The 15,800-nt window shown below is 75.2% G+C and carries 14 protein-coding genes and 1 rRNA gene; 1 reads left to right on the top strand and 14 read right to left on the bottom strand.

Annotated elements, in window-relative coordinates; all coding sequences use genetic code 11:
* The 10 genes from BLT39_RS15210 to argC all read right to left on the bottom strand — a co-directional run.
* Positions 1-168 (bottom strand): 16S ribosomal RNA (locus tag BLT39_RS15210); the annotation flags it as partial.
* A 382-nt stretch (positions 169-550) separates the two neighbouring features.
* The gene (gene tyrS / locus BLT39_RS15205) at positions 551-1,867 is read right to left on the bottom strand and encodes a tyrosine--tRNA ligase (RefSeq protein WP_242658447.1); all 1,317 of its coding nucleotides are present in this window, start codon (positions 1,865-1,867) and stop codon (positions 551-553) included.
* Positions 1,864-2,502 (bottom strand): DNA-3-methyladenine glycosylase, encoded by a 639-nt coding sequence (locus tag BLT39_RS15200; protein ID WP_091064888.1) that lies wholly within the window; start codon positions 2,500-2,502, stop codon positions 1,864-1,866. Before BLT39_RS15200 ends, tyrS begins: the two co-directional genes overlap by 4 nt.
* Entirely contained in the window at positions 2,503-3,945 is a 1,443-nt protein-coding gene (gene argH / locus BLT39_RS15195; protein ID WP_091064885.1) for an argininosuccinate lyase, read from the bottom strand. It lies immediately after the preceding gene.
* Entirely contained in the window at positions 3,942-4,451 is a 510-nt protein-coding gene (locus tag BLT39_RS15190) for an arginine repressor (RefSeq protein WP_091064883.1), read from the bottom strand. Before BLT39_RS15190 ends, argH begins: the two co-directional genes overlap by 4 nt.
* Complete coding sequence (gene argF / locus BLT39_RS15185; protein ID WP_091064880.1) at positions 4,448-5,383, bottom strand: ornithine carbamoyltransferase; 936 nt, start codon at positions 5,381-5,383, stop codon at positions 4,448-4,450. Before argF ends, BLT39_RS15190 begins: the two co-directional genes overlap by 4 nt.
* Complete coding sequence (locus tag BLT39_RS15180; protein ID WP_091064877.1) at positions 5,380-6,561, bottom strand: acetylornithine transaminase; 1,182 nt, start codon at positions 6,559-6,561, stop codon at positions 5,380-5,382. The genes argF and BLT39_RS15180 overlap by 4 nt, the downstream gene beginning before the upstream one ends.
* Positions 6,558-7,562 carry an acetylglutamate kinase gene (gene argB, locus BLT39_RS15175; protein ID WP_091064875.1) on the bottom strand — a complete coding sequence of 335 codons (1,005 nt, stop codon included), beginning with the start codon at positions 7,560-7,562 and terminating at the stop codon, positions 6,558-6,560. Before argB ends, BLT39_RS15180 begins: the two co-directional genes overlap by 4 nt.
* Positions 7,559-8,710, bottom strand: a complete 1,152-nt coding sequence (gene argJ / locus BLT39_RS15170) for a bifunctional glutamate N-acetyltransferase/amino-acid acetyltransferase ArgJ (RefSeq protein ID WP_091064872.1) — start codon at positions 8,708-8,710, stop codon at positions 7,559-7,561. Before argJ ends, argB begins: the two co-directional genes overlap by 4 nt.
* Positions 8,707-9,747: an N-acetyl-gamma-glutamyl-phosphate reductase gene (gene argC, locus BLT39_RS15165; protein WP_091064869.1), complete on the bottom strand. Its 1,041-nt coding sequence runs from the start codon at positions 9,745-9,747 to the stop codon at positions 8,707-8,709. Before argC ends, argJ begins: the two co-directional genes overlap by 4 nt.
* Before the next feature lie 139 nt (positions 9,748-9,886).
* Between argC and BLT39_RS15160 the strand changes: the two genes are divergently transcribed.
* The gene (locus tag BLT39_RS15160; RefSeq protein ID WP_091064867.1) at positions 9,887-10,783 is read left to right on the top strand and encodes a diacylglycerol/lipid kinase family protein; all 897 of its coding nucleotides are present in this window, start codon (positions 9,887-9,889) and stop codon (positions 10,781-10,783) included.
* 19 nt (positions 10,784-10,802) lie between these two features.
* Here the strand turns inward: BLT39_RS15160 and BLT39_RS15155 are convergent, their stop codons facing one another.
* From BLT39_RS15155 to BLT39_RS15140, 4 genes are read right to left on the bottom strand one after another with little or no spacing between them, the layout of a single operon-like run.
* Positions 10,803-11,582, bottom strand: coding sequence for an SDR family NAD(P)-dependent oxidoreductase (locus BLT39_RS15155; RefSeq protein ID WP_091064863.1), 780 nt, complete (start codon positions 11,580-11,582; stop codon positions 10,803-10,805).
* Positions 11,575-14,025 carry a phenylalanine--tRNA ligase subunit beta gene (gene pheT, locus BLT39_RS15150; protein ID WP_091064859.1) on the bottom strand — a complete coding sequence of 817 codons (2,451 nt, stop codon included), beginning with the start codon at positions 14,023-14,025 and terminating at the stop codon, positions 11,575-11,577. Before pheT ends, BLT39_RS15155 begins: the two co-directional genes overlap by 8 nt.
* Positions 14,022-15,089 carry a phenylalanine--tRNA ligase subunit alpha gene (pheS, locus tag BLT39_RS15145; RefSeq protein ID WP_091064856.1) on the bottom strand — a complete coding sequence of 356 codons (1,068 nt, stop codon included), beginning with the start codon at positions 15,087-15,089 and terminating at the stop codon, positions 14,022-14,024. The genes pheT and pheS overlap by 4 nt, the downstream gene beginning before the upstream one ends.
* Positions 15,090-15,118: 29 nt before the next feature.
* Positions 15,119-15,757, bottom strand: coding sequence for a TetR/AcrR family transcriptional regulator (locus BLT39_RS15140; RefSeq protein ID WP_091064852.1), 639 nt, complete (start codon positions 15,755-15,757; stop codon positions 15,119-15,121).
* Positions 15,758-15,800: the final 43 nt, after the last annotated feature.

Genomic DNA, 15,800 nt, shown 5'->3' with positions numbered 1-15,800 from the left:
GTATTAGCACCAATTTCTTGGAGTTATCCCAGAGCCGGGGGCAGGTTGCCCACGTGTTACTCACCCGTTCGCCACTAATCCACCAGCAAGCTGGCTTCATCGTTCGACTTGCATGTGTTAAGCACGCCGCCAGCGTTCGTCCTGAGCCAGGATCAAACTCTCCGTAGATGAATTCAACCCAGACCAAGAACCAAGACCTGACAGTCTCGATCATCAATCCAGAAACCCCGAACCCAAAAGTTCAAGGGGTCAAACAGTTGGCACTGACTTTCGGCACGCTGTTGAGTTCTCAAAGAGCGGACGCGCAAGAACCCCGGCCTCCCGGCCTTCGATGTCTCGGCTTGTTGTCCTGCTCGGCGCTTCGGGCCCGGCCTCGCGGTCGTCCCCGGCGCAGAGAGAAAGTTACGTGGTTGTCGGACCCGTGTCAAACGCCCCCTCGGGTGACGCCCGCCACGTGGCCGACATCCGGCCGTCACGGGTCGTTCACACGGCACGGGCGGCCACAGGGCGAGGACACGCCACCGGGTGCCGGGGGTCCCCCCTGCCCAGGTCAGGCGGGCAGGCGGACCCCGGCGACGTTGCGCTTGCCCCGGCGGAGCACCACCCAGCCACCCGCCAGGGCGGCCGCGGCGGGCACCGGCGTGTCGCCGTCGGTGACCCGCTCGTTGTTCAGGTAGGCCCCGCCCTCCTTGACCGTGCGCCGGGCGTCGGACAGCGACGAGCACAGACCGGTGCGCTGCAGGAGTGCGGCGATCGTCGGCAGCTCGCCGTCCACGACGTCGTCGGGACCGAGCCGCACGGACCCGGCCTCCGACAGCGCGGCGGTCAGCGTCCCCTCCCCCAGTGCTGCCAGGTCGTCGCGGCCGAAGAGGGCGCGGCCGGCGGCCTCGGCCTGGGCCAGCTCCTCGTCCCCGTGCACCAGACGGGTCAGCTCCTCGGCCAGGGCGCGCTGCAGCTCGCGCGCCTGCGGCCGTTCCTCGGACGAGGCGATGAGCGCGGCCACCTCGTCGGCCGGCCGCTCGGAGAACAGCGGGGCCCACGCCCGGGCATCGGCGTCGTCGATGCCGAGCCAGTACTGGAAGAACGCGTAGGGGCTCGTCAGCTCGGGGTCCAGCCAGACGGTGGCGCCCTCGGTCTTGCCGATCTTGGTGCCGTCGGCGCGGGTGATCAGCGGTGTGCCGAGGGCGTGCACCGACACCCCGTGCGTGCGCCGGACCAGGTCGGTGCCGGCGGTGAGGTTGCCCCACTGGTCGGACCCCCCGGTCTGCAGCGTGCAGCCGTGCCGCTCGTGCAGCTCCTTGAAGTCGTTGGCCTGCAGGATCTGGTAGCTGAACTCCGTGTAGCTGATGCCGGCGTCGCTGTTCAACCGGGCCGACACCGCCTCCTTGGCCAGCATCCGGTTGACCCGGAAGTTCTTGCCCAGCTCGCGCAGGAAGTCGATGGCGCTCAGCGGCGCCGTCCAGTCCAGGTTGTCGACGTAGACCGGCGCGGGCAGGCCCTGCTCGGCGGCGGGCCGGTCGAGGAAAGGCGCGACGCGGCTGCGGATGCGCTCCACCCACTCCGCCACCACCTCGGGTGCGTTGAGCTGCCGCTCCGACGTCGGCCGCGGGTCCCCGATCAGCCCGGTGGCACCGCCGACCAGCACGATCGGCCGGTGGCCGGCCCGCTGCAGGGCCCGCAGCACCATGAACTGGACCAGGTGGCCGACGTGCAGCGAGCGGGCGGTGGGGTCGAAACCGCAGTAGTAGGTGACCGGCCCGGCGGCGAGGGCTGCGCGCAGCTCGGTCTCGTCGGTGCTCTGGGCGATGAGGCCGCGGCGGTGGAGCTCGTCGACGACGTCCGGGGTGCTGGTCACGCTGCTGGTCACGGGGCACCATCCTGCCCGGCCCCGGGCCGGCGACGGCGGACACCTGCCCGGAAGGCGCTCACCGTCGGGTGCCCGGTCTCGGTGAACCGCCACGGCAGGTCCGCGGCGTGCGTGATCCCCACCCGCGGCCCGGCGGTCACCCCGGCCGGCGGGGTGCCGTGGTGCAGACGGACCGGGGAGGCGGGGTCGAGCAGGTCCGCACCCCGGTCGTCGGGGCCGATGCCCAGGGCCGCGGTCAGCCGGGCCGGCCCCCGGGCGAGGTCCCGCACCGAGGAGGCCGGGCGCCGGCCGCGGGCCAGCTCCTCCCCCACCACCACCTCGCCGGCCCGCAGCAGGACGGCGCTGCCCACGCCCTCCGGGCCGGTCACCACGTTGGCGCACCAGTGCATGCCGTAGCTGAAGTAGACGTAGAGCCGCCCGGGCGGGCCGAACATGACCGCCGCCCGCGGCGTCGGCCCGCGGTGGGAGTGCGCCGCGGGGTCGTCGCCGGTGCCGGAGTAGGCCTCGACCTCGGTCAGCCGCACCGCCGTCGTGCCCCCGGGGCGGTCGGTGACCAGCCAGCAGCCGAGCAGGCCGGGTGCGACCTCCTCGGGCCGGGCGAGCAGCTCGTCGGCGGTGACGAGCGGGCCGGGCATCTACAGCGCGGGCGCGACCGGGGAGGCGGCGGCCCAGCCGCGGTGCTCGGCCACGAGCGCCGACAGCGCGGTGAGCTGCTCGGCCACCCGCTCGGGCGCCGTCCCGCCCCGTGCCCTCCGGGCGGCCAGCGCGCCGGGGACGGTGAGCACGGTGCGCACCTCGGGGGTCAGGTGCTCGGAGACCTCGGCCAGCTGCGCGTCGGTGAGGTCGGGCAGGTCGACGCCGAGCGCCTCGCAGCGGGCGACCATGGCGCCGCTGATCTCGTGCGCCGACCGGAACGGGACACCGGCCGACACCAGCCACTCGGCGACGTCGGTGGCCAGCGCGAAGCCCTGCGGCGCGGCGGCCTCGAGCACCTCGGGGCGCAGGGTCAGCGTGGCGACCATGCCGGTGACCGCGGGCAGCAGCAGGGCCAGCTGCTCGATGGAGTCGAAGACCGGCTCCTTGTCCTCCTGCAGGTCGCGGTCGTAGGCCAGGGGCAGGCCCTTGAGCATGGTCAGCAGGCCGGTCAGGTTGCCCACGAACCGGCCGGCCTTGCCCCGGGCCAGCTCGGCGATGTCGGGGTTCTTCTTCTGCGGCATGATCGACGACCCGGTGGCCCAGGCGTCGTCCAGCCGCGCCCAGCCGAACTCGGTCGACGTCCAGAGCACGACCTCCTCCCCCAGCCGGGACAGGTGGACGCCGAGCAGGGCCGCGGTGAAGCAGAACTCCGCGGCGAAGTCGCGGTCGCTGACCGCGTCGATCGAGTTGTCCGCCGCCCGGTCGAAACCGAGCTCCGCGGCGACGGCGTCGGGGTCCAGCCGCAGCGAGGACCCGGCCAGCGCGCCGGCGCCCAGCGGGCTGACCGCGGTGCGCCGGTCCCAGTCCAGCAGCCGGTCGACGTCCCGGGCGAAGGAGTGCGCGTGCGCCAGCAGCTGGTGGGCGATGAGCACCGGCTGCGCGTGCTGCAGGTGGGTCATGCCCGGGGCGGCGACGTCGCGGTACCGCTCGGCGAGGCCGACGAGGGCCTCCTCGAGGTCGGCGACCGCACCGACCAGGGCGCGCACGTGGTGCCGCAGGTAGAGCCGCAGGTCGGTGGCGACCTGGTCGTTGCGGGACCGGCCGGCCCGCAGCTTGCCGCCGAGGGTGCCGAGCTTGGCGGTCAGGCCGCGCTCGAGGGCCTCGTGCACGTCCTCGTCGGCCTCGATGGCGGTGAAGGTGCCGGCGGCGACCTCGGCGGACAGCTCGGTGAGCGCACCGACCATCTGGTCGAGCTCGTCGGCGGTGAGCAGCCCGGCGCGGTGCAGCACCCGGGCGTGCGCGCGGGAGGAGGCCAGGTCGTAGGGCGCCAGCCGCCAGTCGACGTCGGTGGACTTGGACAGCGCCGCCATCGCGGCCGACGGCCCACCGCCGAAGCGGCCTCCCCAGAGGCGGGTGTCGGATCCGGCCGGTGCGCTGCTCACGGGTGTCCTTCTCGGTCGGTGCTGCCGGCGGCGAGTGCCAGCAGGCGTTCGGCCAGGGCGGGGCCGCCCTGGGGGTCGCGGGAGACGACCAGCAGAGTGTCGTCCCCCGCGATCGTGCCCAGGACGTCGGGCAGGCCGGTCTTGTCCATCGCGGAGGCGAGGAACTGCGCCGCGCCGGGCGGGGTGCGCAGCACGGCGAGGTTGGCCGAGCCCTCGGCGCTGGTCAGCAGCTCCGAGAGCATCCGGGTCAGCCGGGCGGGCGCGGACTGCGCCGGGCGCAGCGGCGCGTTCTCCGGCGGCAGCACGTAGGACGCCGGGGCGCCGTCGGAACCGCGCAGCTTGACCGCGCCCAGCTCCTCCAGGTCCCGCGACAGCGTGGCCTGGGTGACCTCGACGCCGGACTCGGCGAGCAGCCGGGCCAGCTGGCCCTGCGAGGTGACCGGCTGACCGGCGATCAGCTCGGCGATCCGGGCGTGCCGGGCCGACCGGGTCAGCGCGCCGGTCACCGCTGCGCCAGCAGCCAGGTGAGCAGGGCCTTCTGCGCGTGCAGCCGGTTCTCCGCCTCGTCCCACACCGCGCTCTGCGGCCCGTCGATGACCGCGGCGGCGATCTCCTTGCCGCGGTAGGCGGGCAGGCAGTGCAGCACGACCGCCTCGGGGGCCGCCCGGTCCAGCGCCGCCTCGTCCAGGGCGTAGGGCCGGAAGCGTGCCTCGCGGTCGCCGGCCTCGTCCTCCTGGCCCATCGAGACCCAGGTGTCGGTGGCGAGCACGTCGGCGCCGTCGGCCGCGGCGTGCGGGTCGGCGGTCCAGGTCACCGAGCCACCGGTCCGCGCGGCGACCTCGGCGGCGCGGGCCATGATCGCCGGGTTGGGCGCGAACGCCTCCGGGGAGCCGATCCGCACGTGCATGCCGGCGGTCGCGCCGCCCAGGGCGTAGGAGTGCGCCATGTTGTTCGCGCCGTCGCCCAGGTAGGTCAGGGTGAGCCCGGCCAGGGTGGGCCGGCGCTCGGCGATGGTCTGCAGGTCGGCCAGGATCTGGCACGGGTGGTAGTCGTCGGTGAGCGCGTTGACCACCGGCACGCGGCTGACCGCGGCCATCGCCTCGAGCCGGTCCTGGCCGAAGGTCCGCCAGACGATGGCCTCGACCTGCCGGTCGAGCACCCGGGTGGTGTCCTCGACCGGCTCGCCGCGCCCGAGCTGCGAGGAGCCGGCGTCGATGACCAGCGGGTAGCCGCCGAGCTCGGCGACGCCGACGGAGAAGGACACCCGGGTGCGGGTGGAGGGCTTGTCGAAGAGGACCGCCACCGACCTCGGCCCGGCCAACGGCTGCGGCGCGTCGGGGGTGTGCCGTGTCTTCTTCAGCTCGGCGGCCAGCGCCAGGACCTCGGCCTGCTCGGCCGGGGTGAGGTCGTCGTCCTTCGTGAAGTGCCGGGGGCTCACGGTGCGGTCTCCAGTGCTGCGTCGAGGACGGGGGGCAGGGCCGCGACGAACCGGTCGACCTGCTCGTCGGTGACGACGAGCGAGGGCGCCAGCCGCAGGACGCCGGGCGCGACCGCGTTGGTCAGGTAGCCGGCGTCGCGCAGGCCGCCCTCGACGGCGGGGGCGACGTCGGCGGTGAGGACGACGCCGAGCAGCGCACCGCGGCCGCGGACGCCGGAGACGGCCGGGTGCCCAAGGCCCTCGATGCCGGTGGTGAACCGGTGCTCGAGGTCCTTGGCACGCTCCAGCAGGCCCTCGTCGCGGATGGTGTCCAGCACCGCCAGCGCGGCGGCGGCGGCGATCGGGTTGCCGCCGAACGTGGAGCCGTGCGAGCCGGCGCCGAGCAGCTCGGCGGCGTCGCCGAAGGCCAGGGTGGCGCCCAGCGGCAGCCCGCCGCCGAGGGACTTGGCCAGCGTGATGACGTCGGGGGCCACGCCGTCGGCGGCGTGCGCGAACCAGGAGCCGGTGCGGCCGATGCCGGTCTGCACCTCGTCGGTGGCGAACAGCGCGCCGACCGCGGCGGCCTGCGACGCGGCGGCGGCGAGGTAGCCGGAGGGTGCCGGCAGCACGCCGCCCTCGCCGAGCACGGGCTCCAGCAGCACCATCGCGGTGTCGTCGGTGAGCTGCAGGGCGTCGGGGTCGCCGTACTCGACGTGCCGGACGCCGCCGGGCAGCGGGGCGAAGGCCTGCGCCTTGGCCGGCTGGCCGGTGAGCGCCAGCGCGCCCATGGTGCGGCCGTGGAAGGAGCCCAGCGCCGTGACCACCTCGGGCCGGCCGGTCAGCCGGCTGATCTTGAAGGCGGCCTCGTTGGCCTCGGCGCCGGAGTTGCAGAAGAACACCCGCCCGGGCCGGCCGGCCAGCTCCAGCAGCCGCTCGGCGAGCAGCACGCCGGGCTCGTGCATGGCCAGGTTGGACACGTGGCCCAGCCGGGCGGCCTGGTGGGTGATCGCCGCGACCACGGCGGGGTGGGCGTGGCCGAGGATCGTGGTCGCGATGCCGCCGAGCAGGTCGGTGTACTCGCGGCCGTCGACGTCCCACACCGAGGCGCCCCGGCCGAACTCCAGGGCCACCGGCGGGGTGCGGTAGTTGCCCATCATCACCGTCGACCAGCGGCGGGTCAGCTCCTCCGTGGTGGTCATGCCGTCCCCTCCTTCTCGGTCGTCGAGGTGGGGACGACCATCGTCCCGGTGCCCTCGGTGGTGAACATCTCCAGCAGCAGGGCGTGCGGCAGCCGGCCGTCGACGACGGTCGCGCGCTGCACCCCGCCCTGCACCGCCCGCAGGCAGGCGGCCATTTTGGGGATCATCCCGGCGTCCAGGGTCGGGAGGATCGTCTCGAGCTCGGCGGCGTCGATCTGCTCGACCAGCGACGACTTGTCCGGCCAGTCGGAGTAGAGGCCCTCGACGTCGGTGAGCACGACGAGCTTGACCGCACCGAGCGCCACGGCCAGCGCCGCGGCGGCGGTGTCGGCGTTGACGTTGTGCAGCTGGCCGTCCTTGTCCGGCGCCACGGTGGCGACGACGGGGATGTTGCCGTTGGCCAGCAGCGCCGTGATCGGCGTCGGGTCGACCTCGACGACATCGCCGACCAGGCCGACGTCGACCGGCTGCCCGTCGACGACCGCGGTGGTGCGCTCGGCGGTGAACAGCCGGCCGTCCTCGCCGGACAGGCCGACCGCCAGGGGGCCGTGCGAGTTGATCAGGCCGACGACCTCGGGGCCGACCTGGCCGACCAGAACCATCCGGACGACGCCGATGGTCTCCGGGGTGGTGACCCGCAGGCCGCCGCGGAACTCGCTCTCCACGCCGAGCCGGGACAGCATCGAGCTGACCTGGGGGCCGCCGCCGTGCACGACGACGGGCAGGATGCCGCAGGTCCGCAGGAACACCATGTCCTCGGCGAAGGCCGCGCGGCACTCCTCGTCGACCATCGCGTGGCCGCCGTACTTGACGACCACGACGTTGCCGTGGAACTCCTTGAGCCAGGGCAGCGCCCCGGTGAGGACGGCGACCTTGCGGGCGTCGCCCTCGGGGTCGGGGGTGCGCATGACCCGGCTGGTGCCGTAGCGCCGCCTGGGGGGCGCCTCGTCGGGCCGGACGTCGGGGGGTGTGGGGTCCTGGGCGCCGGGGGTGGCGGTCATGTCGAGTAGGCCGAGTTCTCGTGGACGTAGGCGATGGACAGGTCGTTGGTCCAGATGGTGGCCTGCTCGGACCCCGCCGCCAGGTCGACGTCGATGGTGATGGCCCGGCCGGTCAGGTCGACACCGGCGCGGTCGTCGCCGATCGAGCCGCCGCGGCAGACGGTGACCCCGTTGATGGTGACGTCGACCCGGTCGGCCTCGAAGGCGGCGCTCGTCGTGCCGATCGCGGCCAGCACCCGGCCCCAGTTCGGGTCGTTGCCGAACAGCGCGGTCTTGAGCAGGTTGTTGCGGGCGCAGGCCCGCCCCGCCTCCAGCGCGTCCTCGACCGAGGCCGCGCCCCGGACGGTGATCGCGATGTCCTTGGTGGAGCCCTCGGCGTCGGCCAGCAGCTGCATCGCCAGGTCCAGGCACGCGGCGTCCAGGGCCGCGCCGAGCTCCTCGGCGGTGGGCGTGACCCCGGACGCGCCGTTGGCGAGCACGAGCACGGTGTCGTTGGTGGACAGGCAGCCGTCGGAGTCGACCCGCTCGAAGGAGTGCGCGGTGGCGTGCCGCAGCGCACTGCCCAGCAGCTCGGCCGGGACGACGGCGTCGGTGGTGAGGACGACGAGCATGGTGGCCAGGCTGGGGGCGAGCATGCCGGCGCCCTTGGCCATGCCGCCGACGGTCCACCCCGACCCGGTCTGCACCGTGGTCTTGGGCACCGAGTCGGTGGTCATGATCCCGCGGGCGGCGGCGGGGCCGCCCTCGGCGGAGAGCTGGGCCGCGGCGTCGGTGACCCCGGCGGTGAGCTTGTCCATCGGCAGCCGGACGCCGATCAGCCCGGTGGAGGCCACCGCGACGTCACCCGCGCCCAGACCCAGGGTCGCCGCGACGTGCTCGGCGGTGGCGTGGGTGTCGCCGAACCCCTCGGGGCCGGTGCAGGCGTTGGCCCCGCCGGAGTTGAGCACGACGGCGCGCACCCGGCCGTCGGCCAGCACCTGCCGGGACCACAGCACCGGCGCGGCCGGGAAGCGGTTGGTGGTGAAGACGGCGGCCGCGGCGTCGTCCGGACCGTCGTTGACCACGAGGGCGACGTCGGGGTCGCCGGAGGCCTTGAGACCGGCGGCGACGCCGGCGGCCCGGAAGCCCGCGGGGGCGGTGACGCTCACGGCGCGACCCCCACGACCGGCAGGCCCAGGGTCTCGGGCAGGCCGAGGGCGATGTTGGCGCACTGCAGCGCGCCGCCCGCCGTCCCCTTGGTCAGGTTGTCCACCGCGGCGACGGCGACCAGCCGGCCGGCGTCGGGGTCGACGGTGACCTGCAGGGCGACGGTGTTGGCGCCGAGGACGGCGGCCGTGGTGGGCCACTGGCCCTCGGGCAGCAGGTGCACGAAGGGCTCGTCGGCGTAGGCCTCGGTGTAGGCGGCCCGGACGGACTCCGCGGTCGTGCCGGGGGCGACCTTGGCCGAGCAGGTGGCGAGGATGCCGCGGGCCATGGGCACCAGGGTCGGGGTGAAGCTCACGCCGACGGTCCGTCCGGCGACCTCCGACAGGTTCTGCACCATCTCCGGGGTGTGCCGGTGGACGCCGCCCACGCCGTAGGCGCTGACCGCGCCCATGACCTCGGAGCCGATCAGGTTCGGCTTGGCCGCCCGGCCGGCACCCGAGGTGCCCGACGCGGCGACCACGACGACCTCGGGCTCGACGAGCCCGGCGGCCAGGGCGGGGGCCAGGGCCAGGGTGACGCTGGTCGGGTAGCAGCCCGGGACGGCGATCCGCCGGGCACCGGCGAGCTTGCCCCGCTGGCCGGGCAGCTCGGGCAGCCCGTAGGGCCAGGTGCCGGCGTGCTCGGTGCCGTACCAGCGTGCCCAGGCGGCCGGGTCGGCGAGCCGGTGGTCGGCACCGCAGTCGAGCACGAGCACGTCGTCGGGCAGGCCGGCGGCGATCGCCCCGGACGCGCCGTGCGGCAGGGCCAGGACGACGACGTCGTAGCCGGCGAGGTCCGCGGGCTCCGAGGGCTGCACGACCATGTCGGCGTAGGGCAGCAGGTGCGGCTGGGACTCCCCCAGGCGTCGGCCGGCGCTCGCTGCCGCGTGCACCCCGGCCAGCTGCAGCTGCGGGTGCCCGGCCAGCAGCCGGCACACCTCACCGCCCGCGTACCCGGTGGCGCCGGTGACCCCGACCGTCCACGTCCGCTCTGCGCTCACGATGCATGAGTATGCACTAGGCCGGATGGATGTGCAGTCACCGGGTGCGGCGCGGCCGGGTGCCCGCCATCATCGCGGCAGCGCCACGCCGGGGTGCCGCTGCCCAGGTCCGTGATCGTCGAGGTGGGAGGGTGGCCGCGTGGCCGCGTTCGACCGGGTCGTCATCGTCTTCAACCCGAACAGCACCGGCGACGCGCCGACGCTGGCCCGGGAGCTCCGCGACGACCTCGCCGAGCGCCACCCGGACCTGCCGATCGACCTCGCGCCCACCCAGCGCGCCGGCCACGGCCGGGAGCTGGCGGCCGAGGCCGCCCGGGAGGGCCGGCCGCTGGTGGTCTCGGTCAGCGGGGACGGTGGCTACAACGACGTGGTCAACGGCCTCATGGACGCCGGCAACCCCGACGCGGTGGCCGCCGTCCGGGGAGCCGGCAACGCCAACGACCACCGCCGGGCCACCAAGCGCCGCCCGCTGGACGCCGCGGTGTCGCACGCCCTGGCGACCGGGCGCACGCAGCGGTTCGACCTGCTGCGGCTCACCCTCACCCCGGCGGGCGGGGAGCCGCAGGTCCGGTACGCGCACTCCTACATCGGGCTGGGCATCACCCCGGTCGTCGCGGTGGACCTGGAGGAGGGCGGCAAGGGGTCCTGGCGGGAGATCCTCGCCGTGGTCCGCGGCTTCCGGCGGTTCCGGCCGTTCCCGGTGGAGCTCGCCGACGGCCGGCGTATCGAGGTCGACAGCCTGCTGTACGCCAACATCGACCGGATGGCCAAGGTGGCCACGCTCTCGCACGACGGCCGGCCCGACGACGGCGAGTTCGAGCTGGTGCTGCTCCCCCACCGCAGCAAGCTGCGGGTGCTGCTCACCGCACTCCGCTCGGCCACCGTCGGCCTGGGCCCGCAGCCGCACGCCACCTCCCACGAGCTGACCATCCGGGCGCCCATGCCGCTGCAGCTGGACGGCGAGCTGGTCGAGCTCGACACCGACACCCACGTCGCCGTCGACATCGTCCCGGGCGCCCTGCGCACGGTGGGCTGACCCCCGGACGGACGAGCCCTCAGGCGACCGGGTCGTCCGGCCCGTGGGGCAGCAGGCGGACCTGGCGCTGGGTGCCCGCGGGCACGGTCGCGGCCAGGGCCTCCACGGTGTCCTTGCCGGCCCGCACGAACCGGCCCGACCAGTGGTCCAGCCGGCCCTGCGCGACGGCGGCCACCAGCTCGACGACGGCCGACGCCGGCGTCCAGCCATCGAAGCCGTCCCACATCGCCATCGACCGGGTCATCGGGGTCTCCACCACACCGGGCGCCACGTCGAAGGCCAGCACGCCCGCGGCGACGAGGGACTCGGTGATGCGCAGCGCCCCGGCCTTGCCGACGGAGTAGGCGCTGTAGTCCGGGTTCGCCCGGGTCGACATGCCGCTGGCCAGCCCGACCACCCGGCCGCTGCCCCGCGCCACCATGGCCGGGACCACGGCCTGCACCAGGTGGAACGGCCCGCGCAGCTGGCTCTCCACCACCGACCACCACTGCTGCGGGTCGGCCTCCCACACCGGCACCTCGGCGGCGTCGACCAGCCCGGCGTTGTTGACCAGCAGGTCCACCGGGCCGAGCTCGGCGGTCACCCGCGCCACGGCGGCCCGGACGGCGGCCAGGTCGGTCACGTCCGCCGGCACGGCCAGCCCCACGCCGTCCAGCGCGGTGGCCAGCCGGTCGGCGCCGCGGGCCAGGCCGGCCACCCGGGCACCGCGCGCGGCCAGCCCGCGGGCCAGCTCCAGCCCGATCCCGGTGGAGGCGCCGGTCACCAGCGCCACCTGCCCGGCCAGCGGCTGGTCAGGCACGCAGCACCGCCCCGTGGTCGGCGGCCGCGGCGGCCACCGCGGCGTCGAAGGCCTCGCGGGCCTGCTCACCGGTCAGCGTGCGGTCCGGGGCGCGGAAGGTGAAGGCGTAGGCCAGCGACCTGCGCCCCTCGCCCAGCGAGGCACCGGTGTAGACGTCGAAGAGCTGCAGGTCCTCCAGCAGCTCCCCGGCGGCCCCGGCCAGGGAGGCACGGACGTCGGCCTCCGGCACCCCGGCGTCCACGACCAGCGCGGCGTCCATCCGCACCGGCGGGAAGGTCGAGATGGCCGGCGCCTGCGCGACGGCCTTCTCCGGCAGCGCGTCCAGGTCCAGCTCCATCGCGCAGGTGCGCGCCGGCAGCTCGAGGTCGGCGCAGACCCGCGGGTGCAGCTCGCCGGCGTACCCGACGACGACCTCCCCGACCAGCAGCTCGGCGCAGCGGCCGGGGTGCCACGGCAGGCGGTCGCCGGCCCGGACGGTCAGCTCCACCCCGGCGGCCTCGGCGACCGTGCGGGCGGCCTCGACGGCGTCGGCCCAGTCCGCGGCCCGGCCCGGACCCCAGTGGCCGCGCGGCTCGCGCAGCCCGGTGAGCGCCACGCCCACGTGCCACGGCTGGGCCGGGACCGCACCCAGCAGCGCGGCCAGCACGTCGTCGTCGGGCCGCCGGTCCACCGGGGGCAGCGGCGCGGCCGACACCGGGCCCGGGGTGAAGACCACGCCGAGCTCGAAGACCGCCAGGTCGCGCTGGCCGCGGCCGAGGTTGCGGGCGAGCGTGGCCAGCAGCCCGGGCAGCAGCGAGGGCCGCATCGCCGGCTCCTGCTCCGACAGCGGGTTGCGCAGCGTCAGCAGGCCCTCGCTGGGCAACCCCAGCGCGGTGAGCGCGGCCGGCCCGACGAAGGGGTAGGCCGGGGCCTCGGTGTACCCGGCGTCGGCCAGCGCGCGGCCCACCGAGCGGCGGCGGCGCTGGGCCGGGGTGAGCCCCCGGCCCGGCGGGACGGTGGGCAGCACGCCCGGGATCTCGTCGTAGCCCACCGCGCGCACCACCTCCTCGACCAGGTCGGCCGGGTCGGTGAGGTCGGGCCGCCAGGACGGCGGGGTCACGGTGAGCACTGCGCCCTCGGTCTCCACCGTGCAGCCGACGGTGCGCAGCGCGTCCACGACGGCGTCGGGCGCGATCGGGATGCCGGCGACCGCCTGCGGCCGGTCGGTGGCCAGCGTGATCTGCGGTCGCGGACCGCGGGTGTCGACGTCGACCACGCCGCCGACGACGCGGGCGCCGCCGAACTCGGCCAGCAGCTCCGCGGCGCGGGCCAGCGCGACCACGGTGACGTCGGGGTCCGTGCCGCGCTCGAAGCGCTTGGCCGCCTCGCTGGGCAGCTTGTGCCGGCGCACGCCGCGGCCGATGCCGGTGGGCTCCCAGTGCGCGGCCTCCAGCAGCAGCGCGGTGGTGGCGCCCGACACCTCGGTGGACGCCCCGCCCATGACGCCGGCCAGCCCGATCGGGCCGCTGTCGTCGGTGATCAGGAGGTCGTCGTCGGTCAGCACGCGGTCGGCGCCGTCCAGCGTGGTGACCCGCTCCCCGGGCCGGGCGGTGCGCACCACGACCGGGCCGCGGACGGCGTCCCGGTCGAAGGCGTGCATGGGCTGGCCGAGCTCGAGCATCACGTAGTTGGTGACGTCGACGGCCAGCGAGATCGACCGCACGCCGCAGCGGGTGAGCCGGCGGCGCATCCACCACGGGGTGGGGGCCGCCGGGTCCAGGCCCTCCATCGCGATCATCGAGAACCGGTCGCAGCGCGCCGGGTCCTCGACCTGCACGGCCCACGCAGGCTCGCCCGGCCACGCCGGCGGGGTGGTGGCGGCCGGGTCCTGCCAGGGCGCGCCGAGCGCGGCGGCGACCTCGCGGGCCACGCCGCGGATGGCCATGCAGTAGCCGCGGTCGGTGGTGACCTCCAGGTCGAGCACGACGTCGTCCAGGCCGAGGACGCCGGCGGCCGGGGTGCCCGGGTCGATGCCCTCGGTGCCCAGCACCAGGATGCCCTCGTGGTCGTCGCCGATCCCGAGCTCGCGGACGCTGCAGATCATCCCGTCCGACACCCGGCCGTAGGTCTCCCGCGCGGCGATCGCGAAGTCACCGGGGAGCACGACGCCGGGCAGCGCGACGACGACGAGGTCGCCGACGGCGAAGTTGCGGGCGCCGCACACGATGCCCTGCGGCTCGGGGTTGCCGACGTCGACCCGGCAGTACCGGATGGGCTTCTTGAACCCGGTGAGCTCCTCGATCTCCAGCACCCGCCCGACCACCAGCGGGCCGGTGGTCTCCGGGGTGCGGAGGACGGCGTCGACCTCCAGGCCCTGCCGGACGAACGCCGCGTCGAGCTCCTCGACACCGGTGCCCGCGGGCAGGTCGACGTGCTGGGACAGCCAGCTGACGGGGACCTTCACTGCTCTGCTCCGAATGCGCTCGTGAACCGGACGTCGCCCTCGACGATGTCGTGCATGTCCGACACCCCGTGGCGGAACTGCAGGGCCCGCTCGATGCCCATGCCGAAGGCGAACCCGCCGTAGACCTCGGGGTCGATGCCGCAGGCGGTGAGGACCCGCGGGTTGACCATCCCGCAGCCACCCCACTCGACCCACTGCGGACCGTCGCGGTGCTCGGGGAACCAGACGTCGAACTCCGCCGACGGCTCGGTGAACGGGAAGAAGTGCGGCCGCCACCGGATCTCGGAGTCCGGGCCGAACAGGGCCCGGGCGAGGGCCTCCAGGGTGCCGCGCAGGTGGGCCATGGTCAGCCCGCGGTCGATGGCCAGGCCCTCGACCTGGTGGAAGACCGGGGTGTGGGTGGCGTCGAGCTCGTCGGTGCGGAACACCCGGCCCGGCGCGACCACGTAGATCGGCGGGGTGCGCTCGAGCATGGTGCGGGCCTGCACCGGCGAGGTGTGCGTGCGCAGCACGAGCCCGGAGTCCTCCGGTGCGACGAAGAAGGTGTCGGCCAGCGAGCGGGCCGGGTGGTCGGGGCCGGTGTTGAGGGCGTCGAAGTTCAGCCACTCGCTCTCCAGCTCCGGGCCCTCGGCCACCTCGTAGCCCATCCCCACGAAGATGTCGGCGATCCGGTCCTGGATGGTGGTCAGCGGGTGCCGGGCACCGGGCCGGGTGCGGCCCGAGGGCAGCGTGACGTCGACCCGCTCCTCGGCCAGCACCCGTTCGTCGCGCTCGGCCGCGAGCACGGCCAGGCGGGCGTCGTAGGCCTCGGTCAGCGCGACGCGGGCGGCGTTGACCCGCTGGCCGGCGTCCTTGCGGGCGGCCGGGGGCAGCGCACCGAGCTCGCGGCGGGCCAGCAGCACCGGGCCGCGGTCGCCCAGGTGCGCGGGCCGGACGGCGGCCAGGGCGTCGAGGTCGGCCGCGGCGGCGAAGGCGGCCAGGCCCTCGGCGACGGCGGCGTCGAGGGCCTCGGGCGAGAGGGCCGCGACCTGCTTGGGGTCGAATGGGTCGTTGGCGCCGGACACGGGAGGCCATTCTGCCTGCCCGCCCCGCGTCACTCCCCCGGTGCGGGGGGCAGCAGCGCCGAGAGCCCGCCCCAGGCGAGCACGGTGAGCTGGTCGACCAGGTCGGCGGCGGTCACGCTGCGCTCGGTGGACCACCAGTGCGCGGCCAGCTGCACCATGCCGACCACGCCGTAGGCCCAGGTGTGCGTGCCCTCGGGGCTGCGGCCCAGCGACGCCAGCCGCTCCCCCATCACCCAGGCCAGCGCCTCGGCGACCTCGCGCTCGGTCTGCGCGACCAGGTCCGCGCGCCCGGACCGGCCGGCCTGGGCGTAGGCGAACCGGTAGAGCGCCGGCTCCTCCTCGATGATCGCCACGAACGCGGCCACGACCGCGCGCAGCCGCTCGCGGTCGGTGGCCCGGTCGATGGCCAGCTCGCCGAGCAGGCGGGGCAGCAGGATCTCGGTGCTGATCTGCTCCAGGACGGCGTCGACCAGCTCGTCCTTGTCGGTGAAGTACCGGTAGAGCACGGTCTTGCTGACCCCGGCGGTGCGCGCCACGTCGTCGACGGCAAGTTCCGGGCCGGTGCGGCGCACCGACTCCACGGCCGCGGTGACGAACTCGACCCGGCGGGCGCGACGGTGCTCGGTCCAGCGCGAGGAGCGCCCGTCGGATCGGCCGGTGGTCGTCACGGTCGGTCATCCTCCCACCCGGTCCGCCCACCTCATGCGTACG

Origin of the sequence: Klenkia brasiliensis (assembly GCF_900100695.1) — a bacterium.
Taxonomy (GTDB): Bacteria; Actinomycetota; Actinomycetes; order Mycobacteriales; family Geodermatophilaceae; genus Klenkia; species Klenkia brasiliensis.
Note: the sequence above shows the minus strand (reverse complement) of the source record. Positions and strands in the feature narration are given on the sequence as shown.